Annotated in this window: 20 protein-coding genes; 3 read left to right on the plus strand and 17 right to left on the minus strand. The window is 72.3% G+C overall.

Annotated features, from left to right (window positions below):
- The 5 genes from ilvC to ACZ6IM_RS35630 form a co-directional block, all read right to left on the minus strand.
- Window positions 1-577, minus strand: a 577-nt coding sequence (gene ilvC / locus ACZ6IM_RS35610) for a ketol-acid reductoisomerase (protein WP_469562546.1), incomplete at its 3' end; no start/stop codon positions are given.
- Window positions 578-695: 118 nt separating this feature from the next.
- Window positions 696-1,220, minus strand: coding sequence for an acetolactate synthase small subunit (gene ilvN / locus ACZ6IM_RS35615; protein WP_052838449.1), 525 nt, complete (start codon window positions 1,218-1,220; stop codon window positions 696-698).
- A 21-nt stretch (window positions 1,221-1,241) separates the two neighbouring features.
- On the minus strand, window positions 1,242-3,083 hold the full coding sequence (locus ACZ6IM_RS35620; RefSeq protein ID WP_052838450.1) for an acetolactate synthase large subunit: 1,842 nt from the start codon (window positions 3,081-3,083) through the stop codon (window positions 1,242-1,244).
- A gap of 242 nt (window positions 3,084-3,325) precedes the next feature.
- Entirely contained in the window at window positions 3,326-6,418 is a 3,093-nt protein-coding gene (locus ACZ6IM_RS35625; RefSeq protein ID WP_469562551.1) for a putative bifunctional diguanylate cyclase/phosphodiesterase, read from the minus strand.
- 419 nt (window positions 6,419-6,837) lie between these two features.
- A complete protein-coding gene (locus ACZ6IM_RS35630; protein WP_469562554.1) occupies window positions 6,838-7,779 on the minus strand; it encodes a 2-hydroxyacid dehydrogenase in 942 nt (313 codons plus the stop codon).
- Between the two features lie 74 nt (window positions 7,780-7,853).
- Between ACZ6IM_RS35630 and ACZ6IM_RS35635 the strand changes: the two genes are divergently transcribed.
- Window positions 7,854-8,852, plus strand: a complete 999-nt coding sequence (locus tag ACZ6IM_RS35635; RefSeq protein ID WP_469562557.1) for an aldo/keto reductase — start codon at window positions 7,854-7,856, stop codon at window positions 8,850-8,852.
- Between the two features lie 100 nt (window positions 8,853-8,952).
- Window positions 8,953-10,161 (plus strand): PQQ-dependent sugar dehydrogenase, encoded by a 1,209-nt coding sequence (locus ACZ6IM_RS35640; protein ID WP_469562560.1) that lies wholly within the window; start codon window positions 8,953-8,955, stop codon window positions 10,159-10,161.
- 32 nt (window positions 10,162-10,193) lie between these two features.
- Here ACZ6IM_RS35640 and ACZ6IM_RS35645 read toward each other — a convergent pair whose 3' ends face one another.
- The 12 genes from ACZ6IM_RS35645 to ACZ6IM_RS35700 form a co-directional block, all read right to left on the minus strand.
- A complete protein-coding gene (locus tag ACZ6IM_RS35645; protein ID WP_052838455.1) occupies window positions 10,194-10,400 on the minus strand; it encodes a DUF6191 domain-containing protein in 207 nt (68 codons plus the stop codon).
- Between the two features lie 37 nt (window positions 10,401-10,437).
- Entirely contained in the window at window positions 10,438-13,536 is a 3,099-nt protein-coding gene (locus tag ACZ6IM_RS35650; protein ID WP_469562563.1) for a helix-turn-helix transcriptional regulator, read from the minus strand.
- Window positions 13,537-13,640: 104 nt separating this feature from the next.
- On the minus strand, window positions 13,641-13,826 hold the full coding sequence (locus tag ACZ6IM_RS35655) for a hypothetical protein (RefSeq protein WP_052838457.1): 186 nt from the start codon (window positions 13,824-13,826) through the stop codon (window positions 13,641-13,643).
- Between the two features lie 231 nt (window positions 13,827-14,057).
- Window positions 14,058-14,648 (minus strand): hypothetical protein, encoded by a 591-nt coding sequence (locus ACZ6IM_RS35660; RefSeq protein ID WP_052838458.1) that lies wholly within the window; start codon window positions 14,646-14,648, stop codon window positions 14,058-14,060.
- Window positions 14,649-14,683: 35 nt separating this feature from the next.
- On the minus strand, window positions 14,684-15,268 hold the full coding sequence (locus ACZ6IM_RS35665) for a GNAT family N-acetyltransferase (protein WP_052838459.1): 585 nt from the start codon (window positions 15,266-15,268) through the stop codon (window positions 14,684-14,686).
- Window positions 15,246-17,492 (minus strand): MMPL family transporter, encoded by a 2,247-nt coding sequence (locus ACZ6IM_RS35670; protein ID WP_469562568.1) that lies wholly within the window; start codon window positions 17,490-17,492, stop codon window positions 15,246-15,248. Before ACZ6IM_RS35670 ends, ACZ6IM_RS35665 begins: the two co-directional genes overlap by 23 nt.
- 249 nt (window positions 17,493-17,741) lie before the next feature.
- Window positions 17,742-19,256, minus strand: a complete 1,515-nt coding sequence (gene gatB / locus ACZ6IM_RS35675; RefSeq protein ID WP_052838461.1) for an Asp-tRNA(Asn)/Glu-tRNA(Gln) amidotransferase subunit GatB — start codon at window positions 19,254-19,256, stop codon at window positions 17,742-17,744.
- 15 nt (window positions 19,257-19,271) lie between these two features.
- Window positions 19,272-19,511 carry a hypothetical protein gene (locus tag ACZ6IM_RS35680; RefSeq protein ID WP_007444751.1) on the minus strand — a complete coding sequence of 80 codons (240 nt, stop codon included), beginning with the start codon at window positions 19,509-19,511 and terminating at the stop codon, window positions 19,272-19,274.
- On the minus strand, window positions 19,508-21,001 hold the full coding sequence (gatA, locus tag ACZ6IM_RS35685) for an Asp-tRNA(Asn)/Glu-tRNA(Gln) amidotransferase subunit GatA (protein ID WP_052838462.1): 1,494 nt from the start codon (window positions 20,999-21,001) through the stop codon (window positions 19,508-19,510). Before gatA ends, ACZ6IM_RS35680 begins: the two co-directional genes overlap by 4 nt.
- 5 nt (window positions 21,002-21,006) lie before the next feature.
- The gene (gatC, locus tag ACZ6IM_RS35690) at window positions 21,007-21,303 is read right to left on the minus strand and encodes an Asp-tRNA(Asn)/Glu-tRNA(Gln) amidotransferase subunit GatC (RefSeq protein WP_003973500.1); all 297 of its coding nucleotides are present in this window, start codon (window positions 21,301-21,303) and stop codon (window positions 21,007-21,009) included.
- Between the two features lie 118 nt (window positions 21,304-21,421).
- The gene (locus ACZ6IM_RS35695) at window positions 21,422-21,940 is read right to left on the minus strand and encodes a cupin domain-containing protein (protein WP_052838463.1); all 519 of its coding nucleotides are present in this window, start codon (window positions 21,938-21,940) and stop codon (window positions 21,422-21,424) included.
- Window positions 21,941-22,010: 70 nt separating this feature from the next.
- A complete protein-coding gene (locus ACZ6IM_RS35700; RefSeq protein ID WP_052838464.1) occupies window positions 22,011-22,382 on the minus strand; it encodes a DUF4267 domain-containing protein in 372 nt (123 codons plus the stop codon).
- An 85-nt stretch (window positions 22,383-22,467) separates the two neighbouring features.
- On the opposite strand from ACZ6IM_RS35700, the gene ACZ6IM_RS35705 reads away from it, so the two are divergent.
- The gene (locus tag ACZ6IM_RS35705; RefSeq protein ID WP_052838465.1) at window positions 22,468-23,058 is read left to right on the plus strand and encodes a TetR/AcrR family transcriptional regulator; all 591 of its coding nucleotides are present in this window, start codon (window positions 22,468-22,470) and stop codon (window positions 23,056-23,058) included.
- Window positions 23,059-23,070: the final 12 nt, after the last annotated feature.

Genomic DNA, 23,070 nt, shown 5'->3' on the forward strand with positions numbered 1-23,070 from the left:
AGAGGTCGGTCTCGGTCTCCTCGGTGAAGGTCGTCTTGATGACGCCGGCGCGGGTGCCGCCGATGCCCTTCGCGTACGACAGGGCCAGCGCGAAGGCGTTGCCCGTGGCGTCCTGCTCGACGGCGGCGATGCAGGGCACGCCGCGGCCCTCCTCGTACTGACGGCGCACCAGGTGGCCCGGGCCCTTGGGGGCGACCATGCAGACGTCCACACCGGCCGGGGGCTTGATGAAGCCGTAGCGGATGTTCAGGCCGTGACCGAAGAACAGGGCGTCGCCGTCCTTCAGGTTGTCCTTGATGTCCTTCTCGTAGACCTCGGCCTGGATCGGGTCCGGAACGAGGATCATGATGACGTCGGCCTCGGCGGCGGCCTCGGCCACCGACACGACGCGCAGGCCCTGCTCCTCGGCCTTGGCCTTGGACTTGGAGCCCTCGTGCAGACCGACGCGCACGTCGACACCGGAGTCGCGCAGCGACAGGGCGTGGGCGTGGCCCTGGCTGCCGTACCCGATGACCGCGACCTTGCGGCCCTGGATGATGGACAGGTCGGCGTCGGCGTCGTAGAACAGCTCGGCCACTGGGTTCTCTCCTTGTGTGCAGGTGTTGCGTCCCACCGTATGCCGGTGAGGGGAAGGGAAGTTTCGGGGTCTCGGGATACGGGCGGCCGACGGTCTCCGCGACCGCCCGTTTCCGTCGTTATGCGGACCGGTCGAGTGCGCGCAGCGAGCGGTCCGTGATCGAACGGGCGCCGCGGCCGATGGCGATCGTGCCGGACTGGACGAGTTCCTTGATGCCGTACGGTTCCAGCATCCTGAGCATGGCGGACAGCTTGTCCCCGCTGCCGGTGGCCTCGATGGTGACGGCCTCCGGGGAGACGTCGACGGTCTTGGCACGGAACAACTGGACGATCTCGACGATCTGGGAGCGCGTCTCGTTGTCGGAGCGCACCTTCACCAGAACGAGTTCGCGCTGGACGGCCTGGGTCGGCTCCAGCTCGACGATCTTGAGCACGTTGACCAGCTTGTTGAGCTGCTTGGTGACCTGCTCGAGGGGGAAGTCCTCGACACTCACCACGATGGTGATGCGGGAGATGTCGGGGTGCTCGGTGACACCGACGGCGAGCGAGTCGATGTTGAAGCCGCGGCGGGAGAAGAGGGCGGTGATCCGCGCCAGGACGCCGGGGGTGTTCTCCACCAGGACGGAGAGCGTGTGCTTGGACATGGTCTCTTCGGTCTCTCTCGCTCAGTCGTCTTCGTTGTCGCCGAAGTCGGGGCGGACGTCCCGGGCGGCCATGATCTCGTCGTTGGAGGTGCCGGCGGCCACCATCGGCCAGACCATCGCGTCCTCGTGGACGATGAAGTCGACGACGACGGGGCGGTCGTTGACGGAGTTGGCCTCCTCGATCACCTTGTCGAGGTCGGCCGGGTCCTCGCAGCGGATGGCGTAGCAGCCCATGGCCTCCGACAGCTTCACGAAGTCGGGGACCCGGGTGCCGCGGGCGTCCGGGTTGACGTCGTCGGGGCCGGAGTGCAGCACGGTGTTGGAGTACCGCTGGTTGTAGAACAGGGTCTGCCACTGGCGGACCATCCCGAGGGCGCCGTTGTTGATGACGGCGACCTTGATCGGGATGTTGTTCAGGGCGCAGGTGGTCAGTTCCTGGTTGGTCATCTGGAAGCAGCCGTCGCCGTCGATCGCCCAGACGGTGCGGCCGGGCATGCCGGCCTGCGCGCCCATGGCGGCCGGGACGGCGTAGCCCATGGTTCCCGCGCCGCCGGAGTTCAGCCAGGTGGCGGGCTTCTCGTACTGGACGAAGTGCGCGGCCCACATCTGGTGCTGGCCGACGCCGGCCGCGAAGATCGTGCCCTCGGGGGCCAACTGCCCGATGCGCTCGATGACCTGCTGCGGGGAGAGCGAGCCGTCCTCGGGCTGGTCGTAGCCCAGGGGGTAGGTGTCGCGCCAGCGGGACAGGTCCTTCCACCAGGCGGTGTAGTCGCCCCGGTTGCCCTCGTCGTGCTCCTTCTGGACCGCCTGCACGAGGTCGGCGATGACCTCGCGGGCGTCTCCGACGATCGGGACGTCGGCGGCGCGGTTCTTGCCGATCTCGGCCGGGTCGATGTCGGCGTGGACGATCTTGGCGTACGGGGCGAAGCTGTCCAGCTTGCCGGTGACGCGGTCGTCGAAGCGGGCTCCGAGGGCGACGATCAGGTCGGCCTTCTGCAGCGCGGTGACGGCGGTGACCGCACCGTGCATGCCCGGCATTCCCACGTGCAGCGGGTGGCTGTCGGGGAACGCGCCGAGCGCCATCAGGGTGGTGGTGACGGGCGCTCCGGTGAGTTCGGCGAGGACCTTCAGCTCGGCGGTGGCCTTCGCCTTGAGGACACCGCCGCCGACGTAGAGGACGGGGCGCTTGGCCGCGGAGATCAGCTTGGCCGCCTCGCGGATCTGCTTGGCGTGCGGCTTGGTGACCGGGCGGTAGCCGGGCAGGTCCATGACCGGCGGCCAGGAGAAGGTGGTCTTCTTCTGGAGGATGTCCTTGGGGATGTCGACCAGGACCGGGCCGGGACGGCCGGTGGAGGCGATGTGGAACGCCTGCGCGATCACCTTGGGGATGTCCTCGGCCTTGGTGACCAGGAAGCTGTGCTTGGTGATCGGCATGGTGATGCCGACGATGTCCGCCTCCTGGAAGGCGTCCGTGCCGATCGCGGAGGAGACCACCTGCCCGGTGATCGCGACCAGCGGCACCGAGTCCAGGTTGGCGTCGGCGATCGGGGTGACCAGGTTGGTGGCGCCCGGTCCCGAGGTGGCCATGCAGACGCCCACCTTGCCGGTGGCCTGGGCGTAGCCGGTGGCGGCGTGGCCCGCGCCCTGCTCGTGGCGGACCAGGACGTGGCGCACCTTGGTGGAGTCCATCAGCGGGTCGTAGGCCGGAAGGATCGTGCCACCGGGGATGCCGAATACGGTGTCGGCGCCGACCTCCTCGAGAGAGCGAATGAGGGACTGCGCACCCGTGACGTGCTCGGGGGCGGACTGTCCTCCGGATCGGGGCCGGGGCTGCGGGTGAGCCCCGGTGGCCTGCTCGGTCATCGGCGTTCTCTTCTCGATGCTGAGGGTTTTTGCGAGGTTTGAGCGATCTTCGGCTGCTGCTCGGCAGGTGCCTGTGCAACAAAAAACCCCTCGTGCCATAAGGCAAGCGAGGGGAGCGCGCCGGGTGTGGGTCGCGGGAGTCCGGGTCGGTCCGGACGTCACCAGCTTCAGCCGACGCGCTGTCCAAGTACGAGAATTCGGGTGCGCATGGCACTGACCTTCCCTCCGGCGCGCACTCACTGTCAAGTGGGTGGGACGGGAGTCTCATTATGTGAGCGGAGAGCGGTGCCGCCGCTCAGGACGGCCGGCAGCCCGGAGGGGACACCGCCGACGACCTGGCCGGGGGCGGGACCGCCGACACCCTTGGTGTACACCCCGCCGCCGCCCGCGAAGGCCGGTTCGGCCGGTCCGTGCGGCACCGGGTAGTGACCGGTGCCGAGCGCTCTGCGCAGCCGGTACTCGTCCAGGGCCCCGGAGAACGCCATGCCCTGTCCGTGCGTACAGCCCATCGCGCGCAGGGCGACGATCTGCTCGGGCAGGTCGACGCCGTCGGCGACGGACTTCAGCCCGAGGTCGGTGGCAATGCGCAGCAGACCGCTGGTGATCTTGTGCAGTCGAGCGGACTCCACGACGCCCTCGACCAGGCCCCGGTCGAGCTTGAGGACGTCCACGGGCAGCCGTCGCAGCGCGGTGATCGCCGCGTAGCCGCTGCCGAAGCCGTCCAGGGCGATCCGGACCCCGACCCTGCGCAGCGCGTTCAGCCGGCGGTCCAGCTCGTCGAGGCCGACCCGTGGGTCGATGTCCGACAGCTCGATCACAAGGGAGCCCGGAGGCAGTCCGTGGCGGGTCAGCAGGGCCTCCACGGAGCCCAGCGGCATGGAACGGTCCAGCAGGCGGCGGGCGCCGATGCGTATGGCCACGGCCACGGACAGCCCGGTCGCCGCGCGCTCGGCGGCCTGCTCGACGGCCTCGCGGAGCACCCAGCGGTCGAGTTCGGCGGTTCTGTCGCCCTCCTCGGTCACCCGCAGGAACTCGGCGGGGGTGAACAGCACGCCCTGCGAGGAGCGCCATCGCGGCTGGGCGCAGACCGACGTGATCCGGCCGTCGGTGAGGGAGACCACCGGCTGGTGCAGCAGGGCGAACTCCCCGTCGTGCAGCGCGGCACGCAGCCGGGTGGCCAGCTCCGCCTTGCGTACGACGTCCTGCTGCATCTGCGGCCGGTACAGCTCGACGCGTCCCTTGCCGCCCGCCTTGGCCCGGTACATGGCGAGGTCGGCATTGCGCAGCAACTCGCCCGCTCCCAGGCCCGGTTCGGCGAAGGCGACGCCGATGGAGGCGTTGACCCGGACCTCGTTGCCGTCGATGAGGTAGGGCTGGGAGAGGGTCAGCCTGAGCCGGTCGGCCAGCTCCCGGATGTGGCCCTCGCGGGCGGCCCGGTCCCGGGCGCCGTCCCCGACGATCAGGGCGGCGAACTCGTCACCGCCCAGTCTGGAGGCGGTGTCGCCCTTGCGGACGGCCTCGTGGAGTCTGCGGGCCGCCTGGACCAGCAGCTCGTCCCCGGCCTGGTGCCCGATGGTGTCGTTGACTCCCTTGAAGCCGTCGAGGTCGATGAAGAGCACCGCCGTGCCGCGCAGGGCGGCACCCCGGTCGGAGGCGCGGCGGCCGGAGAGCGCCTGCTGGACACGCCGGGTGAACAGGGCGCGGTTGGGCAGGTCGGTGAGCGGGTCGTGTTCGGCGTTGTGCTGGAGCTGCGCCTGGAGGCGCACGCGTTCGGTGACGTCCCGGCTGTTGAAGATGAGGCCGCCGTGGTGCCGGTTGACGGTCGACTCGACATTGAGCCAGCCGCCCTCTCCGGAGCGGAAGCGGCACTCGATGCGCGTGGTGGGCTCCTCGACCGGGCTGGCGGCCAGGAACCGGCGTACCTCGTGCACCACGCAGCCGAGGTCCTCGGGGTGGATGAGACCGGCCAGTTCGGTGCCCACCAGCTCCTCCGCGGCCCGTCCGTAGACCCCGGCGGCGGCCGGGGAGACGTAGCGGAGGATGCCGTTGGGCGCGGCGATCATGATGACGTCGCTCGAGCCCTGGACCAGGGAGCGGAAGTGGTTTTCCTTCTGGGCCAGTTCCTGGGTGAGGACGATGTTGTCGAGCAGCATGATGCCCTGCCGGACGACGAGCGCCAGCACGACGGTGCCGCCGGTCAGCAGCACCACGCGGTCGACACTGCGGCCGTTGAGCACGTTGTAGAGGATGCCCAGGGTGCAGACGGCGGCCGCGAGGTACGGCGTGAGCGCGGCCAGGGACCCGGCGATGGGGCGGGCGGCCGGATAGCGCCCCCGTTCGCCGCCCTGTCCGGGCCCGGGCAGGGCGGTGGGCGCCGCGGACGGCGCGGCGGGGGGTGCGGGCTGGTGACCTGCGCCGCGCTGTCCGGGCACGTGCTCGCGCACCACGCGGGTGTGACCACGGGTCCCCTCGTCGTCCAGCGCCGGCCGGCCGCGCCGGGACGCGGCCCAGGGGGCGTAGGCGAGCAGCAGGGAACCGGCGAACCAGCCCGCGTCGAGCAACTGCCCGGAGCGGTAGCTGTTGTGCAGCAGCGGCGAGGTGAACAGGGCGTCGCACACCACCGTCAGGCCGAGGGCGCCGATGGCGGTGTTGACGGCGGATCTGCACACGGGCGAGCGCCTGAAGTGCAGCGCGAGCACCATGCTGACGAGAGCGATGTCGAGCAGCGGGTAGGCCACCGAGAGCGCGGAGTGCGCGACGCTCGACCCGCCCTCGGCCTTGGCCGCCTGGGCGAGCGCCAGACTCCAGGCCAGGGTGAGCAGCGAGCCGCCGATCAGCCAGGCGTCCAGGCCCAGGCAGATCCAGCCGGCCTTGGTCACCGGCCGCTTGGCCAGCACCAGCAGTCCCACGATGGCGGGCGGGGCGAAGCACAGGAAGAACAGGTCCGCGTAGCTGGGGCTGGGCACCGGCACCCGCAGCACGACCTCGTACCACCCCCAGACCAGGTTGCCCAGGGACGCCATCGCCGAGGAGAGGGCGAAGAGCAGCCAGGCGGGCCGAAAGCGGACCCGGCGCCCGCGGGCGTAGAGGAAGCACGAGACGGCGGCGGCCGCCGCGGCGGCGCTCAGGCCGAAGTCGCCCATGATCTTGGCGACGTACTGCGAACCCCAGCCGAGCGCGGCACCGACGGCGTAGGCCGCGCAGACCAGGGCGAGCAGGAGTTGGCGGACGAGGGGCGGTCCGCCGGCGGCGGCCGACGGCCGGGTCAGCAGCGGTCCGGCCGAGGGCCGGCCGCGCAGCGCTCCGTCCAGCGTGGACACGGGGGGCGGACTCACCGCGGCCTCCGGGTCCGCAACGCTCCCGCGTCCCGCACGCACCGGTGGACCGGCCGGTCCTGCCTTCTGCGGTCGCCCGGCCGGCGCGGGTGGGGGCAGCGCTGAGCGGGCCGGCCGCCGTGACCGCCGGGCCGACCCTGTCGGCGTGCGGTCGCGGTCGTGGTGGTGGTCGTGCGCCAGGGTCGCCGGCGGCGGCTCCGCCGCGTCGGATCGTTGGTCCATAGGCCGTGCATCGCCCGTCGCCCCCCTCACAGTCTGAGATGTCCATCCCCGGCGCCGTACGGTGCGCGGCGCTTCCCCTGTCGGACGATACACCAGTCTCGTCACTCAGGGACATAGGTTCTCTACGCTCCGTGACGACCAGCGGATATGCGGGCACCCACCGCATCCGGGGCGTCGCGGAGGGTGCCCGAAACGGATTACGCCCCCGTCGTCAGGATCACGTTGCGCAGCGGCTCCCGGTTCACGAACCGGTTCAACTGGCCCACCAGCAGCCGCTTGGCGCGCGGCAGGAAGGCCGAGGTCGGACCGCCCGCGTGCGGGCTGACGACTATGCCGGGAGCATGCCACAGGGGGTGGCCCGGCGGCAGCGGTTCGGGGTCGGTCACGTCGAGGGCCGCGGCGAGGCGCCCGCTCTCCAGTTCGGCGAGCAACGCCTTCGTGTCCACGACCGGTCCGCGCGCCACGTTGACGAGCAGGGCACCGTCCTTCATCCGGGCCAGGAACTCGGCGTCGACAAGCCCCCGGGTGGCCTCGGTGAGCGGTGTGGACAGGATGACGACGTCGGCCCGCGGGAGCAGGGCGGGGAGTTCGGCGAGCGGGTGCACCGGGCCGCGCTCCGTGGTGCGGGCGGAGCGCGCGACGCGCACCACCGGCGCGACCTCGAACGGCACGAGCCGGTCCTCGATCGCGGCGCCGATCGACCCGTACCCGACGATGAGGACCGTCCGGTCCGCGAGCGCGGGCCGGAAACCGCCGAGCCACTCGCCGCGGTCCTGCGCCCGCACGAAGTCCGGGATGCCTCGCAGCGACGCCAGGACGAGGGCCAGGGTCAGCTCCGCGGTGCTGGCCTCGTGCACGCCGCGCGCGTTGCACAGCCGTACGCCCGCGGGCAGGTGCTTCAGACCGGGCTCCACGTGGTCGATGCCCGCCGAGAGGGTCTGGACGACCTGGACGGAGCGCATCTCGGGCAGCGGGCGCAGGCCGACCGTGCTGGGCTTCATGTAGGGGACGACGTAGAACGCGCAGTCGGCCGGGTCGGCGGGGAAGGTCTCCTCACCGTCCCAGTGGCGGTAGGCGGGGCCCTCGGGGAGGCCCTCGATCTCGTCCGGGGGGATGGGCAGCCACACGTCAGCAGTCATGGTCAGGAGGCTATGTCAGGGGGCGGAGAGGCAAAGGTTAGGTTGGGTGGTCCGACAAGGGAGGGTCACGACCGGTGGAGCGCAGGACGATCGGCGCGACGGCACTCGCGGTGGGGGCCGTCGGACTGGGGTGCATGCCGATGAACTGGGCGTACAGCGCCTCGCGGCAGCGGGGCGACGAGTCGCTCAGGGCGGTGCACCGGGCCCTCGATCTCGGCTCCTCCCTGCTGGACACGGCGGACATGTACGGCCCGTTCACCAACGAGCTGCTGTTGGGGCGGGTGTTGAAGGAGCGGCGGTCCGAGGCCTTCGTGTCGACCAAGGTCGGTCTGCTGGTGGGTGAGCAGCACATCGTGGCCAACGGCCGTCCCGGCTATGTGAGACGTGCCTGCGACGCGTCCCTGCGCCGGCTGCAGACGGACGTCATCGACCTGTACCAACTGCACCGCGCCGACCCCGAGATACCCGTCGAGGAGACCTGGGGCGCGATGGCGGAGCTGGTGCGGGCCGGGAAGGTGCGGGCGCTCGGTCTCTGCGCGGTCGGGGCGCGCTCGGCCCGGCGGCCGGGGGCGCGGCTGCACGACGCGACGGTCCGACAGCTGGAGCGGGTGCAGCAGGTCTTCCCGGTGAGCGCGGTCGAGGCCGAGCTGTCGGTGTGGTCGCCGGAGGCGCTGCGGACCCTGCTGCCGTGGTGCGTCTCGCGCGGCGTCGGCTTCCTGGCCGCGATGCCGCTGGGCAACGGCTATCTGACCGGCACGCTGACGCCCGGCCAGGGCTTCGAACCGGAGGACCTGCGGGCCCGGCACCCCCGCTTCACCGCCGAGATGATGGCCGCCAACCAGCCGATCGTGGCCGCGCTGCGCCGGATCGCGGCCCGGCACGGCGAAGGGGTCACGGCGGCGCAGGTGGCGCTGGCCTGGGTGCTGGCGCAGGGGCGGCACGTGGTGCCGGTGCCGGGTACCAAGCAGGAGCGCTGGGTGACGCAGAACGCGGGGGCGGCCCGGCTGCGGCTGACCGAGCGGGACCTGGCGGAGCTGCGGGGGCTGCCGCCGGCCCAGGGCTCCTGGGAGTGACGCGCACGGCCGCCCCGGTCGGCCGCCGCCGGACCCGGTCGGGGACCAGGTCCCGGATTCGGGATTCGCCGATCGGGAACTTGGACGGCCCGTGCGGTGTATGACAAGGAGAACCCGCCGCGTCGAAGGGACCAAGATCGTGCAACGTCGAGCCGTGCCGGCCCTGCTGGCCGCCGCTCTCCTGCTGACGGCCGGCTGCTCCTCCGACTCCTCCGGCGGCGCGGACCCGTCCGGAGCGGACGGCGCCTCCTCCCCGGCCGGCACGGCGGCGCAGTCCTCGCCCGCCGGGTCGCCCGCCGAGCAGGCGCCGCCGGCGAAGGGCTCCGTGAAGGTGCTCCGTACGGTCGCCACGGGGCTGGACAGCCCCTGGGGTCTGGCCCCGCTGCCGGGCGGCGACCTGCTGGTCTCCTCCCGCGACGAGGCCACGATCACGCGGGTCGACGAGAAGACGGGCGAGAAGACGGAGCTGGGCGAGGTGCCCGGCGTGTCCCCGTCCGGCGAGGGCGGCCTCCTGGGCATCGCGCTCTCCCCCGACTACGCCTCGGACCACCTGGTCTACGCGTACTTCACCTCCGCCTCGGACAATCGCGTCGTGCGGATGCTGTACGACGAGAAGAAGCCGGCCGGTGAGCAGCTGGGCGCGCCGGACACGGTCTTCCGGGGCATCCCCAAGGGCGTGATCCACAACGGCGGCCGGATCGCCTTCGGCCCCGACGGGATGCTCTACGCGGGCACGGGCGAGAGCGGTGACACGGGCCTGTCGCAGGACAAGGAGTCCCTCGGCGGCAAGATCCTGCGGATGACCCCGGACGGCGAACCGGCGCCCGGCAACCCCTTTCCCGACTCCCCCGTGTACTCGCTGGGCCACCGGAACGTGCAGGGCCTGGCCTGGGACGGCAAGCAGCGGCTGTTCGCCTCGGAGTTCGGCCAGGACACCTGGGACGAGCTGAACGCGATCAAGCCGGGTGACAACTACGGCTGGCCCGAGGCGGAGGGCAAGGGCGGGGGCTCCGGGTTCCACGACCCCCTCGCCCAGTGGAGCACCGACGAGGCCTCCCCGAGCGGCATCGCCTACGCCGAGGGCTCCGTGTGGATGGCGGGGCTGCGCGGTGAGCGGCTGTGGCGCATCCCGCTGAAGGGGACGGCTGCCGCGGCCGACCCGCAGGCCTTTCTGGAGGGCGAGTACGGCCGACTGCGCACGGTGGCGCCGGCGGGCGGCGACAAGCTGTGGCTGGTGACCAGCAACACGGACGGCCGGGGCGACGCGAAGGGCGACGACGACCGGATCCTGGAGCTGCGGGTGACGTAGGCGATTCTCCGCGACCCGGGCCCTGGACACCCCTATCGGTTCGCCGCCGGGCCCTCGGTGCCCGGCTCCGCTTCCTCGGGAGCCGGCGCGTGCACGACGACCTTGCCCGAGGTGAGGTCTATCGGGCCGCGGCCGGGGTCGCCGTCGCCGATGTCCTCGCGGGTCAGTTCGAGGCGGTTCTGCTCGTCGCGGGTGTGTTTGCGGCCGGGGGAGAACAGTTCCTCGAATGCGTTGAACATCGTGCCTCCGTCGGTCGGCGTCCTTACAGCGTAAGCCTCACTCCGCCGAACCGGACGTGAGCCGTTCGGCGGGGAACAGCGCCAGCCGGTGGGCCACCGCCGCCGCCTCACCGCGGCCGGAGACGCCGAGCTTGGCCAGGATGTTGGACACGTGGACGCTGGCCGTCTTGGGCGAGATGAACAGCTCCTCGGCTATCTGCCGGTTGGTGCGGCCCTCGGAGACCAGCCGCAGGACGTCGCGCTCCCGGCCGGTGAGGCCGAGGGCGCCGGCGGGGTCGGCGGGCGGGGAGGCGGACACGGGGGCCGGTTCGGCGGCGCGGCCGAGGGTGAGGCGGGCGCGTCGGCCGAGTTCGGCCACGGCGTCGGACAGCGGGCGGGCGCCGAGGTGGTCGGCGACGGTGCGGGCCAGGCGCAGCAGCTCCGTGGCACGGGCGCGCTCGTCCTCGCCGCCGGTCGCCAGGAGGGCACCGGCCAGCCGGTGCCGGACGCGGGCGAGGTCGTAGGGCCGCTCCAGGCATTCGAAGGCGGTGACCGCCTCCGACCAGAGCTGCGGGGTGTCGCGGCCCTGCGCGCGGTGCAGTTCGGCGCGGACCCACCGCTCGTGGGCGACCCAGACCGGGGCGCCCGTCGTCAGGTGCTTCGCGGCATCGGCGAGGCGTTCGAGTACGTCGGCGCGGCCCTCCTCGGCGGCCGGCAGGCCGCGCGCGTCGGCCTCCGCCGCCGCGGCGGACAGCAGCAGGGGCCAGCCGTAGCGCTGGGTGCCGGGCGGGAAGCCCGCGTCCAGGACGCGGACGAGTTCGGCGCGGGCGTCCGGGAGCCGGCCGTCGGCCGCGGCGATGCCGACGGTCAGGGCGGCCAGCGGCAGTCCGTACTGCGGCATGGGGTCGTGGGCGCCGTAGGCGGCGCGGGCCTCGGCGAGCAGCCGGGCGGCCTCGGCCCGCTCGCCGCGGGCGAGGGCGACGGCGGCGCGCTTGAGCGCGGCGCCGCCGCGTGGTGCGGGGCTGCGGCCCGGTGCTCCGGCCCGGTCGGCCGCTTCCAGGGCCTCGTCCCAGCGACCCAGGGAGATGAGCGACTCGGCGAGGTTGCCCCAGACCCAGGCCTCGGACTCCAGCAGGCCCCTGCGCCGGGTGAGTTCGACGCCCTCGCGCAGGATGCCGAGCGCGTCCCGGGAGCGGCCGACGCTCTCCAGGGACGAGGGCAGGTTGACATGGCTGCGGGCCACCACGGCGGACCGGTCCTGGGCCACCACCAGGTCCCTGACCTGGAACATCTCGTCGAGTCCCGCGTCGATCTGCCCCGCGTCCACCATCAGGCCGCCGAGGGTGAGCCGGGCGTTCAGCTCGATCTCTTCGGCGCCCACCATGCGCGCGTACTCGACGGCCCGTTCGGCTGCCGTCATCGCGTCGGGGCCGGGGCAGTGGAGCATCGACCAGTTGGCGGACATGGCCAGCACCTCGGCGTGCACCTGGGACGGCGGCAGGCCGCGGACCAGCTCCTGGGCGATGCCCAGCTCCCGCCAGCCGTCGCCGCGGCCCTGGGCCTGGACCAGCAGCGAGCGCTGGGTCCAGAACCAGGCGGCGCGCTGCGGGTCCCGGCCGCCGGCGCCCGCGCCCGCGTCCTGCTCGTCCAGCAGGCGCAGCGCCCGCTTGGTGATCTTCATGGCGCGCTCGCGCTCGCCGCACAGCCGCCCGGCGACGGCGGCCTCGGCCATCAGGTCCAGGTAGCGCAGGGGCTTGGTGGCGGGGTCGCAGCCGCAGGGAGGGTAGACCTCGGTGTAGTCGACGGGGCGCAGGGTGGCGCGTACGTCGTCGGGGACGGAGTCCCACAGCTCCATCGCGCGCTCCAGCAGCCGCAACTGCTCGGAGTAGGCGTGCCGGCGGCGGGCCTCGACGGAGGCGTCCAGGACGGCGGGCAGGGCCTTGGCGGGGGCGTGGGCGTGGTACCAGTAGCTGGCCAGGCGCATCACGCGCTCGGCGGCGGGCACCAGCGTGGGATCGGCGTCCAGCGCTTCGGCGTAGCGCCGGTTGAGGCGGGAGCGTTCGCCGGGGAGCAGGTCGTCCCCGACGGCCTCGCGGACCAGGGAGTGGCGGAAGCGGTAGCCGTCGCCGTCGGGCGCGGGGAGCAGGATGTTGGCGTTCACCGCGGAGCGCAGCGCCTCGATGAGGTCGTCCTCGGCGAGCCGGGCGACGGCGGCGAGCAGCCGGTACTCGACGGTGGAGCCGCCCTCGGCGACGATCCGGGCGACCCGCTGGGCGCTCTCGGGCAGTGCTTCGACGCGGACTAGGAGCAGGTCGCGCAGGGAGTCGGTGAGGCCGGTGCAGCTGCCCTGGTGGGCGGCGACGGCGAGTTCCTCGACGAAGAAGGCGTTGCCGTCGGAGCGCTCGAAGATCTCGTCGACCTGGAGCGGGTCGGGTTCGTGGGCGAGGATCCCGGCGATCTGGCGGCCCACCTCGTCGCGGGTGAAGCGGCCGAGTTCGAGGCGGCGGACGGTGCGCAGCCGGTCGAGCTCGGCGAGCAGGGGGCGCAGCGGGTGGCGGCGGTGGATGTCGTCGGAGCGGTAGGTGGCCAGGACGACGAGGCGGCCGGTGCGCAGGGTGCGGAACAGGTAGGCGATCAGGTGGCGGGTGGAGGCGTCGGCCCAGTGCAGGTCCTCCAGCACGAGGACGACCGTGTGCCGGGCGGCGACGCGCTCCAGCAGACGGGCGGTGAGTTCGAAGAGCCGGGCCATGCTCTCCTCGTCGTGCCGGCCGCCGCCGGTGACCGGGGCGCCCTCGCCCAGTTCGGGCAGCAGCCGGGCCAGCTCCTCCTCCTGCCCGGCGGCCGCGGCGGCCAGCTCCTCGGGCAGGTGGCGGCGCAGGGCGCGCAGCGCGGTGGAGAAGGGCGCGAAGGGCAGCCCGTCGGCGCCGATCTCCACGCAGCCGCCCAGCGCGACGACGGCTCCCCGCCGGTCCGCCGTGGCGGCGAACTCCTCGACGAGGCGGGTCTTGCCGACGCCGGCCTCGCCGCCGAGCAGCAGTGCCTGCGGCTCCCCCCCGGCGGCGGACGCGCGGGCGAGCGCCTCGTGCAACGTGTCCAGTTCGCCGGTGCGGCCGACGAACACGGGACTGACGGACCTGGTCTCCACGGACCCGAGCATCGCACGCGGGTACGACAGCGGGTCACCGGTTTTCGGCAGGTGGACAGCGGCGGTAACGACAGCGGGGAGGAAGGCCGTACGGCCCCCCTCCCCGGCTCCCCCGTTCACGCCACCCGGGCGAACCGGGGCCGGTGCCGGCGCGGCGTATGGCTCTCCGCCTCGGCGCCGCCGTGCCGGGCCTGGCGGCGGGCGGCGCGCCGGGCGCGGACCACCTCGCGGGCCAGCCGGGCCTCGTCGGCGCGACGGATCAGTTCGGCGGAGCGGTAGCGCTGGATCTCGTACTCGTACACGGTGTGTCCCCTCGGTCCCTCGGTGAGAGCCGGTCTCGGTTCCCGGCTTCGGCTTCGCTCGCTCGCTTGCCGCTCGCTTGCGATGCCTCAACCTTCGTCTCCCAGGGGGGTGGGCCACATCGGGTAAGTTCCGCATCTTCGGCGCCGCGTGGGGCCTTAGACGTGCGTGAGGGGTCTTAGGGCGCGCGCCGTGGGCGCGTGATCGTCCTAAGACCCCTCAGAAGTGCCCGGTCAGCCGGCGGCGGGCAGCCCCAGAAGGACGTCCGTGTACTTCAGGACGGCCAGGAGCAGGCCGATGACGCCGAGGGCGACGCCCGCCCAGGCGACCGACTTGATCCACGGGGCCTGCGGGCGGCCCGGCGCGCCGAACGCGGGGCGGGCCAGCACGACGACGCCGACGATCAGCGCGACCAGGGCGAAGATGCCGCCCCACATCGCGGTGGCCTGCCAGGCGTTGCCGTAGCCCTTCTCGATCAGGGTGCCGACGTTCGACGACGAGGACGTCTGCAGCTGGCCCATCAGCGACTCGCGCGCGGAAGCCACGGTGCCGACCCAGCTGCCGGTCAGGGAGACGATGCCGAGGCCGGCGGAGACGACGGCGCCCGCGCCCTGGCCGACGCCGGTGGGGCCCGCCCCGGTCCCCTCGCTGCCGTCCGTGTCCTCGACCGTCCCCGCGTCGGCGCCCTCCGGCGTGTCGGTCCCGGCCGCCTCGGGGGCCCCGTCCGCCTTGGTGACCTCGGTGGACCCCGTGGGCCGCGCCGCCTCGTCCGTCTCGTGCTCGTCGGTCTTCACGCCGGTCTCGTCCACTGTCTTCGTTCCCATGCCTCGCACCGTACGGACGCTGTCTGAGAGGTCCCTTAATGATCCTTGTGAGCGGCACGCGCGCGTGCCTCGCGTGCCGCACGCCACTCGGGTGCGAGCACCGCCCACACCTCCATGTCCTGGCGCGCGCCCCGGTGGGGGAAGCTCTCGCGCAGCACGCCCTCACGCATCATGCCGAGTCGCCGCGCGGCGTTGACACTCGGGGTGTTCGCCGAGGAGGCGTACCACTCCACGCGGTGCATGCCGCGCTCGTCGAAGGCCCAGTCGATCAGCACGCGCGCACCGCGGGTGACCAGGCCGCGGCCCGTCGCGGCGGGCTCCAGCCAGCAGCCGATCTCGCAGACGCCGGTGGCGGCGTCGAAGACGCGGTAGAGCAGGCCGCCGACCAGCGTGCCGTCCAGCCACAGCCCGTGCAGGAAGCCGCTGTCGGCGGCGTGCCGGTCGGCGTACGCCTGGAGCACCTCGCGCGCCGACGCGACGTCGGTCGCCTTGGCGCCGAAGGGGACGTGCTCGGTGATGAAGTCCCGGCCGCGGTCCAGGTGGGCCAGGAACTCCTCGGCGTGCCAGGTCTCCAGGGGGCGCAGCTCGGCTCCGTCGTCACCCAGTGGTATCGCGTACATCCCGCTGCCGTGCCTCCTCCGCAAGGACGTCCGCCACCTCGGCGTCCGTCGCCGCGGCCAGCCTCTCATGGGCGGCCCGGCACTCGGGCGGCTCGATGCTGATGCGGGGCAGGAGGGCGTCCAGGCGGCGCGGCAGCCACCAGTTGGCGCGGCCGAGCAGGTGCATCAGGGCGGGCACCAGGAGGGTGCGCAGCACGAAGGCGTCCAGGGCGACGGCGGCGGCGAGCGCGATGCCGAACATGGCGATCACCCTCTCGCCGCTGAGGACGAAGGCGAGGAAGACCGAGATCATGATGACGGCGGCGGAGTTGATCACGCGGCCGGTCTCGGCGAGTCCGACCCGGACGGCGCGGCGGTTGTCGCCGGTCTCCAGCCACTCCTCGTACATCCGGCTGACCAGGAAGACCTGGTAGTCCATGGAGAGCCCGAAGAGCACCGAGACCATGATCACGGGCAGGAAGGGTTCGATCGGCCCGGCGCTGCCGAGGCCGAGCAGTTCGCTCCCCCAGCCCCACTGGAAGATCGCCACGACCACGCCGAAGGCGGCGGCCACGGCGGCCACGTTCATGGCGGCGGCCTTGACGGGGATGCCGACGGAGCGGAAGGCCAGCAGGAGCAGCAGGCAGCCGAGGCCGATGACGACGCCGACGAAGAGGGGCAGCTTGCCGACGATGACGTCGGCGAAGTCGTCGTAGCCGGCCGTCACGCCGCCGACGTGCACGTCGAGCGCGGTACCGGCCTCGGCGCGCGGCAGCACCTCGGAACGGAGCCGCTCGACCAGGTCGCTGGTCTGCTGCGACTGCGGCGCCGACTCGGGTACGACGGTGAGGTACGCGGCGTCGCCGCCGGAGTTGTACATCACCGGCGTCACCGAGGAGACGCCCTCGGTGGTGCGCAGGGTGGCGTCGAGGTTGTCCAGGGCGAGGCGGTCCTCGGCGCCGCGGACCTCGGTGACCAGGGTGAGCGGACCGTTGACGCCGGGGCCGAAGCCGTCGGCGAGGAGGTCGTACGCCTGGCGGGTGGTGGTGCCCTTGGCGTCGTTGCCCTGGTCGGAGGTGCCCAGGCGCAGGCCGAGAGTGGGCAGGGCGAGGACGGTGATGACGACGAGGGCGAGGGCGCCGAGCAGCTTGGGCCGGCGCTCGACGAAGGCCGACCAGCGGGCGGCGAACCCGGTCGGCACCTCCGGCTCGGGACCGTGCTCGGCGAGCCGGCGCCGCTCGCGCCGGCTCAGGGCACGCGGGCCGATGTACGACAGCAGGGCGGGCAGCAGTGTCACGGAGGCCGCGACGGTGAGGATCACGGTCAGCGAGGCGGCGACGGCGACGCCGTTGAGGAAGCTCAGCCTGAGGATCAGCATGCCCAGCAGGGCGATGCACACGGTGGCACCCGCGAAGACGACGGCTCGCCCGGTGGTCGCCACTGCGTCGGCGGCGGCCTGGGCCACCGGCAGCCCCCGTTTCAGTCCGCGCCGGTGTCTGGTGACGATGAACAGGGCGTAGTCGATGCCGACGCCGAGTCCGATGAGGGTGCCCAGCATGGGCGCGAAGTCGGCGACGGTCATGGCGTGGCCGAGGAGGGTGATGCCGGCGTAGGCGGTGCCGACGGAGACCAGCGCGGTGGCGATGGGCAGCAGCGCCGCGGCGACGGTGCCGAAGGCGAGGAACAGGACCACCGCGGCCACGGCCACGCCGACGGCCTCGGCGAGGTGGCCGCCGCCGGACTCGGTGAGCGCTATGGCGCTGCCGCCCAGTTCGATGCGGAGTCCGTCGCCCTCGGCCGCCTCGGCGGTGTCGACCACGGCCCGCGCCTGGCCCGGGTCGATGTCCTGGGAGGCGGCCTCGAAGGTGACGGTGGCGTACGCGGTGTCGGCGTTCTCGCTGATCAGGGGCGAGTCGGCGTCGTGGTACGGGTTGGTGACCGAGGCCACCCCCGGCAGGTCCGCGACGCGGTCCAGGGTGCGGGTCATGGTCTGTTCGACGTCGGCCGCGCGGACGGTGCCGTTCGTGGTGTGCCAGACGATCGTGTCGCTGTCGCCGCCGAGGTCGGGGAAGCGGGATTCGAGCAGCTGGGAGGCGCGGTCGGAGCCGGTGCCGGGGATCCCGTAGTCGTTGGAGTACGCGGAGCCGGTGACCGTGGCGGCCGCGGCCACGCCGCCGAAGGCGAGCAGCCAGAGCAGGACGGCTACGAGGCGACGTCGAACACACCAGCGTACGAGGGCTGCCACGAACGTGCTCCCAGGGTGTCTGATTGTGGATCTTTGACCGGGAACACCGGAAATTACCGGAAAAACCGGAAACGGTCGTCCATGGTGCGAACGGCCCGCAAAGAACGCATGAGCAATGCGGAATCACTCTTGCAGCCAGAAGTGATCCTTTGCGGACTTAGTGGTCTTATTCACAACAACGGCCCTGGGGGGACGCGCCACGGTCGGCGCGTCCCCCCAGGGCTCACGGGTGTTCGGGAGTCGCGGGTCTCAGCCCTCGGACACGCCCAGCTTCTCCAGGATCAGCTCCTTGACGCGGGCCGCGTCCGCCTGACCCCGGGTCGCCTTCATGACCGCGCCGACCAGGGCACCGGCCGCGGCCACCTTGCCGCCGCGGATCTTGTCCGCGACGCCCGGGTTGCCGGCGATGGCCTCGTCGACGGCGGCGGTCAGCGCGCCCTCGTCGGAGACGACCTTCAGGCCGCGCTTGTCCACGACCTCGTCCGGGGTACCCTCACCGGCGAGCACGCCCAGGATGACCTGGCGGGCCAGCTTGTCGTTCAGCTCGCCCTTCGTGACCAGTTCGGCGACGCGGGCGACCTGGACCGGCGTGATCGCCAGCTCGTCCAGCGCCTTGCCCGACTCGTTGGCGCTGCGGGCCAGTTCGCCCATCCACCACTTGCGGGCGGAGGCGGCGTCGGCACCGGCGTCGATCGTGGCGACGATCGGGTCGAGGGCTCCGGCGTTGAGGATGGACTGCATGTCGTTGCCGGAGATGCCCCACTCCTCGCGGAGCCGGTTGCGGCGCACCAGCGGCAGCTCGGGCAGCGCGGACCGGATCTCCTCGACCCACTCGCGCGAGGGGGCCACGGGCACCAGGTCGGGCTCGGGGAAGTACCGGTAGTCCTCGGCCTCCTCCTTCACCCGGCCGGAGGTGGTGGACCCCGTGTCCTCGTGGAAGTGGCGGGTCTCCTGGATGATCGTGCCGCCGCCGTTCAGCACGGCGGCGTGCCGCTGGATCTCGAAGCGGGCGGCACGCTCGACGGAGCGCAGCGAGTTGACGTTCTTGGTCTCGCTGCGGGTGCCGAACTTCTCCCGGCCGTGCGGGCGCAGCGACAGGTTCACGTCGCAGCGCATCTGGCCCATCTCCATGCGGGCCTCGGACACGCCGAGGGCACGGATGAGTTCGCGCAGCTCGCGGACGTACGCCCGCGCGACCTCGGGGGCCCGCTCGCCGGCTCCCTCGATCGGCTTGGTGACGATCTCGATGAGCGGGATGCCGGCGCGGTTGTAGTCGAGGAGGGAGTGCGAGGCGCCGTGGATACGGCCCGTGGCACCGCCGACGTGCAGCGACTTGCCGGTGTCCTCCTCCATGTGGGCGCGCTCGATCTGGACGCGGAAGGTCTCCCCGTCCTCCAGCTGCACGTCGAGGTAGCCGTCGAAGGCGATCGGCTCGTCGTACTGGGAGGTCTGGAAGTTCTTCGGCATGTCCGGATAGAAGTAGTTCTTCCGGGCGAAGCGGCACCACTCGGCGATCTCGCAGTTCAGCGCGAGACCGATCCTGATCGCCGACTCGACGCCGGTCGCGTTGACGACCGGGAGCGCGCCGGGCATGCCGAGGCAGACGGGGCAGGTCTGGGTGTTGGGGTCGGCACCGAGCGCGGTCGAACAGCCGCAGAACATCTTGGTGTGGGTGCCGAGTTCGACATGGACCTCGAGGCCCATGACGGGGTCGTACGACGCGAGTGCGTCCTCGTACGACACCAGGTCGGTCGTGGTGGTCACGGTGAAACTTCCCTCTCAGCCCAGCAGGACGTCGTCGTCGCCGAGACGCTTCAGCTCGCGGTACAGGATGGCGAGGTTGGTGACGACGGCGGCGCCGGTGACGACGGCGTCGAGCAGTCGCAGCGTGTCGCTCTCGCCCCGGGCCTTCTTGATCTGCTTGTAGACCCCGACGGCGCCGAACGCCGACGTGGCCATCGAGACGTACAGACCGGACTTGGACTTCTTGAAGCCCTTGGCCTTGGTCAGTGCACTCACAGCGACGGTGCCTCCTCGATCAGCGGGTGGCCCCACTTTTCCACGAAGGCGGCCTCGACGGCGGCGCCGACCTTGTAGAGCCGGTCGTCCTTCATGGCGGGGGCGATGATCTGCAGACCCACCGGCAGGTTGTCCTCGGGCGCGAGGCCGCAGGGCAGCGACATGGCCGCGTTGCCCGCCAGGTTGGTGGGGATGGTGCACAGGTCGGCCAGGTACATCGCCATCGGGTCGTCGGCGCGCTCGCCGATCGCGAAGGCGGTGGTCGGGGTCGTCGGGGAGACGATCACGTCGACCTGCTCGAAGGCCCGCTCGAACTCCTGCTTGATGAGGGTGCGGACCTTCTGGGCGCTGCCGTAGTACGCGTCGTAGTACCCGCTCGACAGGGCGTACGTGCCGAGCATGATGCGGCGCTTGACCTCGGGGCCGAAGCCGGCCTCGCGGGTCAGGGAGGTGACCTCCTCGGCGGAGTGCGTGCCGTCGTCGCCGACGCGCGCGCCGTAGCGCAGGCCGTCGAAGCGGGCGAGGTTGGAGGAGCACTCGGACGGGGCGATCAGGTAGTACGCGGAGAGCGCGAGGTCGAAGGACGGGCAGTCCAGCTCGACGATCTCGGCGCCCAGCGACTTCAGCAGCTCGACGGACTCGTCGAAGCGCTGCACGACACCGGCCTGGTATCCCTCGCCGCGGAACTGCTTGACGACGCCGACGCGCATGCCGTCCACGCTGCCGTTGCGGGCGGCCTCGACGACCGCGGGGACCGGGGCGTCGATGGAGGTGGAGTCCATCGGGTCGTGCCCGGCGATCACCTCGTGCAGCAGGGCCGCGTCCAGGACCGTGCGGGCGCAGGGGCCGCCCTGGTCGAGGGAGGAGGAGAAGGCGACCATGCCGTAGCGGGAGACGCCGCCGTACGTCGGCTTGACGCCGACCGTGCCGGTGACGGCCGCGGGCTGGCGGATGGAGCCGCCGGTGTCGGTGCCGATGGCGAGCGGGGCCTGGAAGGCGGCGAGGGCCGCGGAGGAGCCGCCGCCGGAGCCGCCGGGGATCTTGGTGAGGTCCCAGGGGTTGCCGGTCGGGCCGTAGGCGCTGTTCTCGGTGGAGGACCCCATGGCGAACTCGTCCATGTTGGTCTTGCCGAGGATGACGACGTCGGCGGCCTTCAGGCGCTTGGTGACGGTCGCGTCGTACGGCGGGATCCAGCCCTCGAGGATCTTCGAGCCGACGGTGGTGGGGATGCCCTCGGTGGTGAAGATGTCCTTGAGCGCGAGGGGGACGCCGGCCAGCGGGCCGAGCTTCTCGCCGCGCTCGCGCTTCTCGTCGACGGCGCGGGCCTGGGCCAGCGCGCCCTCGCGGTCCACGTGCAGGAAGGCGTGCACCTTCTCGTCGACGGCCTCGATGCGGGCCAGGTGGGCCTCGGTGACCTGGACGGCGGTCAGCTCGCCGGAGGCGATCTTCGCGGCAATCTCGGCCGCGGTGAGCTTGATGACGTCGCTCATGGCGGTTACTCCTCCCCCAGGATCTGCGGCACCTTGAAACGCTGCTGCTCCTGGGCCGGGGCGCCGGACAGCGCCTGCTCGGGCGTGAGCGACGGACGGACCTCGTCCGGCCGCATGACGTTCGTCAGCGGGAGCGGGTGCGAGGTCGGCGGTACGTCTTGGTCGGCGACCTCGCTGACGCGGGCGACCGCGCCGATGATGTCGTCCAGCTGTCCCGCGAAGTGCTCGAGCTCTTCGGGCTTCAGCTCCAGACGCGCCAGCCGGGCGAGGTGGGCGACCTCCTCGCGCGTGATGCCAGGCATGCAGCGTTCCTCTGGGTGAGTGTGTGGTCGGGGCACATCGGCCGGGGCAGGGTGCTCGTCCCGGCCGATTCGGCCCAGTGGGTGTGGACCAATCCTATGGGGCCGGGCCCCGTGGCCGTTAAACGGTTTCCCCCGGGGCGGCTCCGCGGCGCCGCGCGTCCCATGCGGTACTGCGCAGGAAGTGGTTGTCGTAGAGCTCCTGGACCTCCAGCAGGCTCTCCCGGGTGGCCTCGCCGAGGGCGATGCGCTGGAGGTGGCGGAAGTACTCGAAGCGCTCGACGCCCGGCGTGATGACGATGAGCAGGTCCGCGTCGGCGCCCGGCACGGCGGCGAAGGCGTGCGGCTTGCCGGGCGGGACGACGACGAGGTCGCCGGGGCCCGCGGTGAGGACCTCGTCGCCGGAGAGGACGTCGGCGGCGCCGTCGAGCAGGAAGAACATCTCGGCGGAGTTGTCGTGCCAGTGCGGCGCGGCGCCGTCGGCGCCCGCGGTGAGGGTGACGCGCTGGGTGGACAGGGCGCCGCCGGTGGCGCTGCTGTCGGCCAGCAGGCGCACGGTGGTGGGCGCGCGGCCGACGACTTCGGCCTCGGCCGCGCGGACGACCACGGACTCGTCGAACTTGGGAACGAACAGCGACATTCTCGAACCTCCTGAGGCGGAACGGCGGTACGGCGGACGGGTGGCTGGACGGACGGGCCGTACCGGGCGCTCAGACCGCGAAGAGCAGACCGGCACTGATCAGTAGGACGACCGCGGTGGCGAAGTGGATCCCGAAGGCCACCGCTTTCGTACCCCCGTGGCGCAGCACTATGAGCGTGTCGGCGAGCGGCACGAGGGCGACGCAGAGCATGAACCACGCCTCCGGGCGGGCGCCGGCGAAGGCCAGGAGCGCCAGTCCCACCACGCCGAACGTGCCGTCTCTGACGCCCTTGATCGTCAGGTAGGCACCGGCGTCGCCACCGGGGTCGGCCGGGACGCCGTAACCGGCGGCGGACGGGCCGGGCTGGAACAGGAAGCGGTACCCGAGGAACAGGCAGAACAGGTTGAGCACGATGGCCAGGGTGTACGCGGCGACGGTCACGACGACTCCTTGCTAGCAGCGCTAGGAACAGGAATGACGCTAGCAGAGCATCGGCAGGATGGCTAGCGTTGCTAGAATCGCGGTCATGACGATCCAGACGCGCCGGGAGCGCGAACGAGCGGAACGCGAGCGGCTGATCGTGACGGCCGCGCGGGACCTGGCCGAGGCAGAGGGCTGGGACGCGGTCACCACCCGCCGGCTGGCCGCCGAGATCGAGTACAGCCAGCCGGTCCTGTACAGCCACTTCAAGGGCAAGGGCGCGATCATGGCGGCGGTCGCGGTACGGGGCTGCGAGGAGCTGGCGGCGGACCTGCGGGCGTCGGCCGCGGCGGCCGGGGGCGCGCACGGGAGGTCGGCGGCGGTCGGCCGGGCGTACACGGACTTCGGACGGCGTCGGCCCGCGCTCTACGACGCGATGTTCACGCACCTGGTGGACCTGCCGTTCGCCACGCCCGAGGCCCCGGCACCGCTCCAGGAGGCGTTCGGCGAACTGCTGTGCGCCGTGGAACCCTTCGTGGCCGAGGGCGAGGACCCGGCGCTGCTCACGGAGACGTTCTGGGCGGGTCTGCACGGACTGGTGACCCTGACGCGCAGCGGCCGACTGCCCCAGGAGGCCCACGACCACCGGCTCGCCCTGCTGATCGACCGGTTCGCACCACAGACCGGGACAGGCTGAGCAGACAACACA

This window comes from Streptomyces sp. NPDC042336 (genome assembly GCF_055581985.1).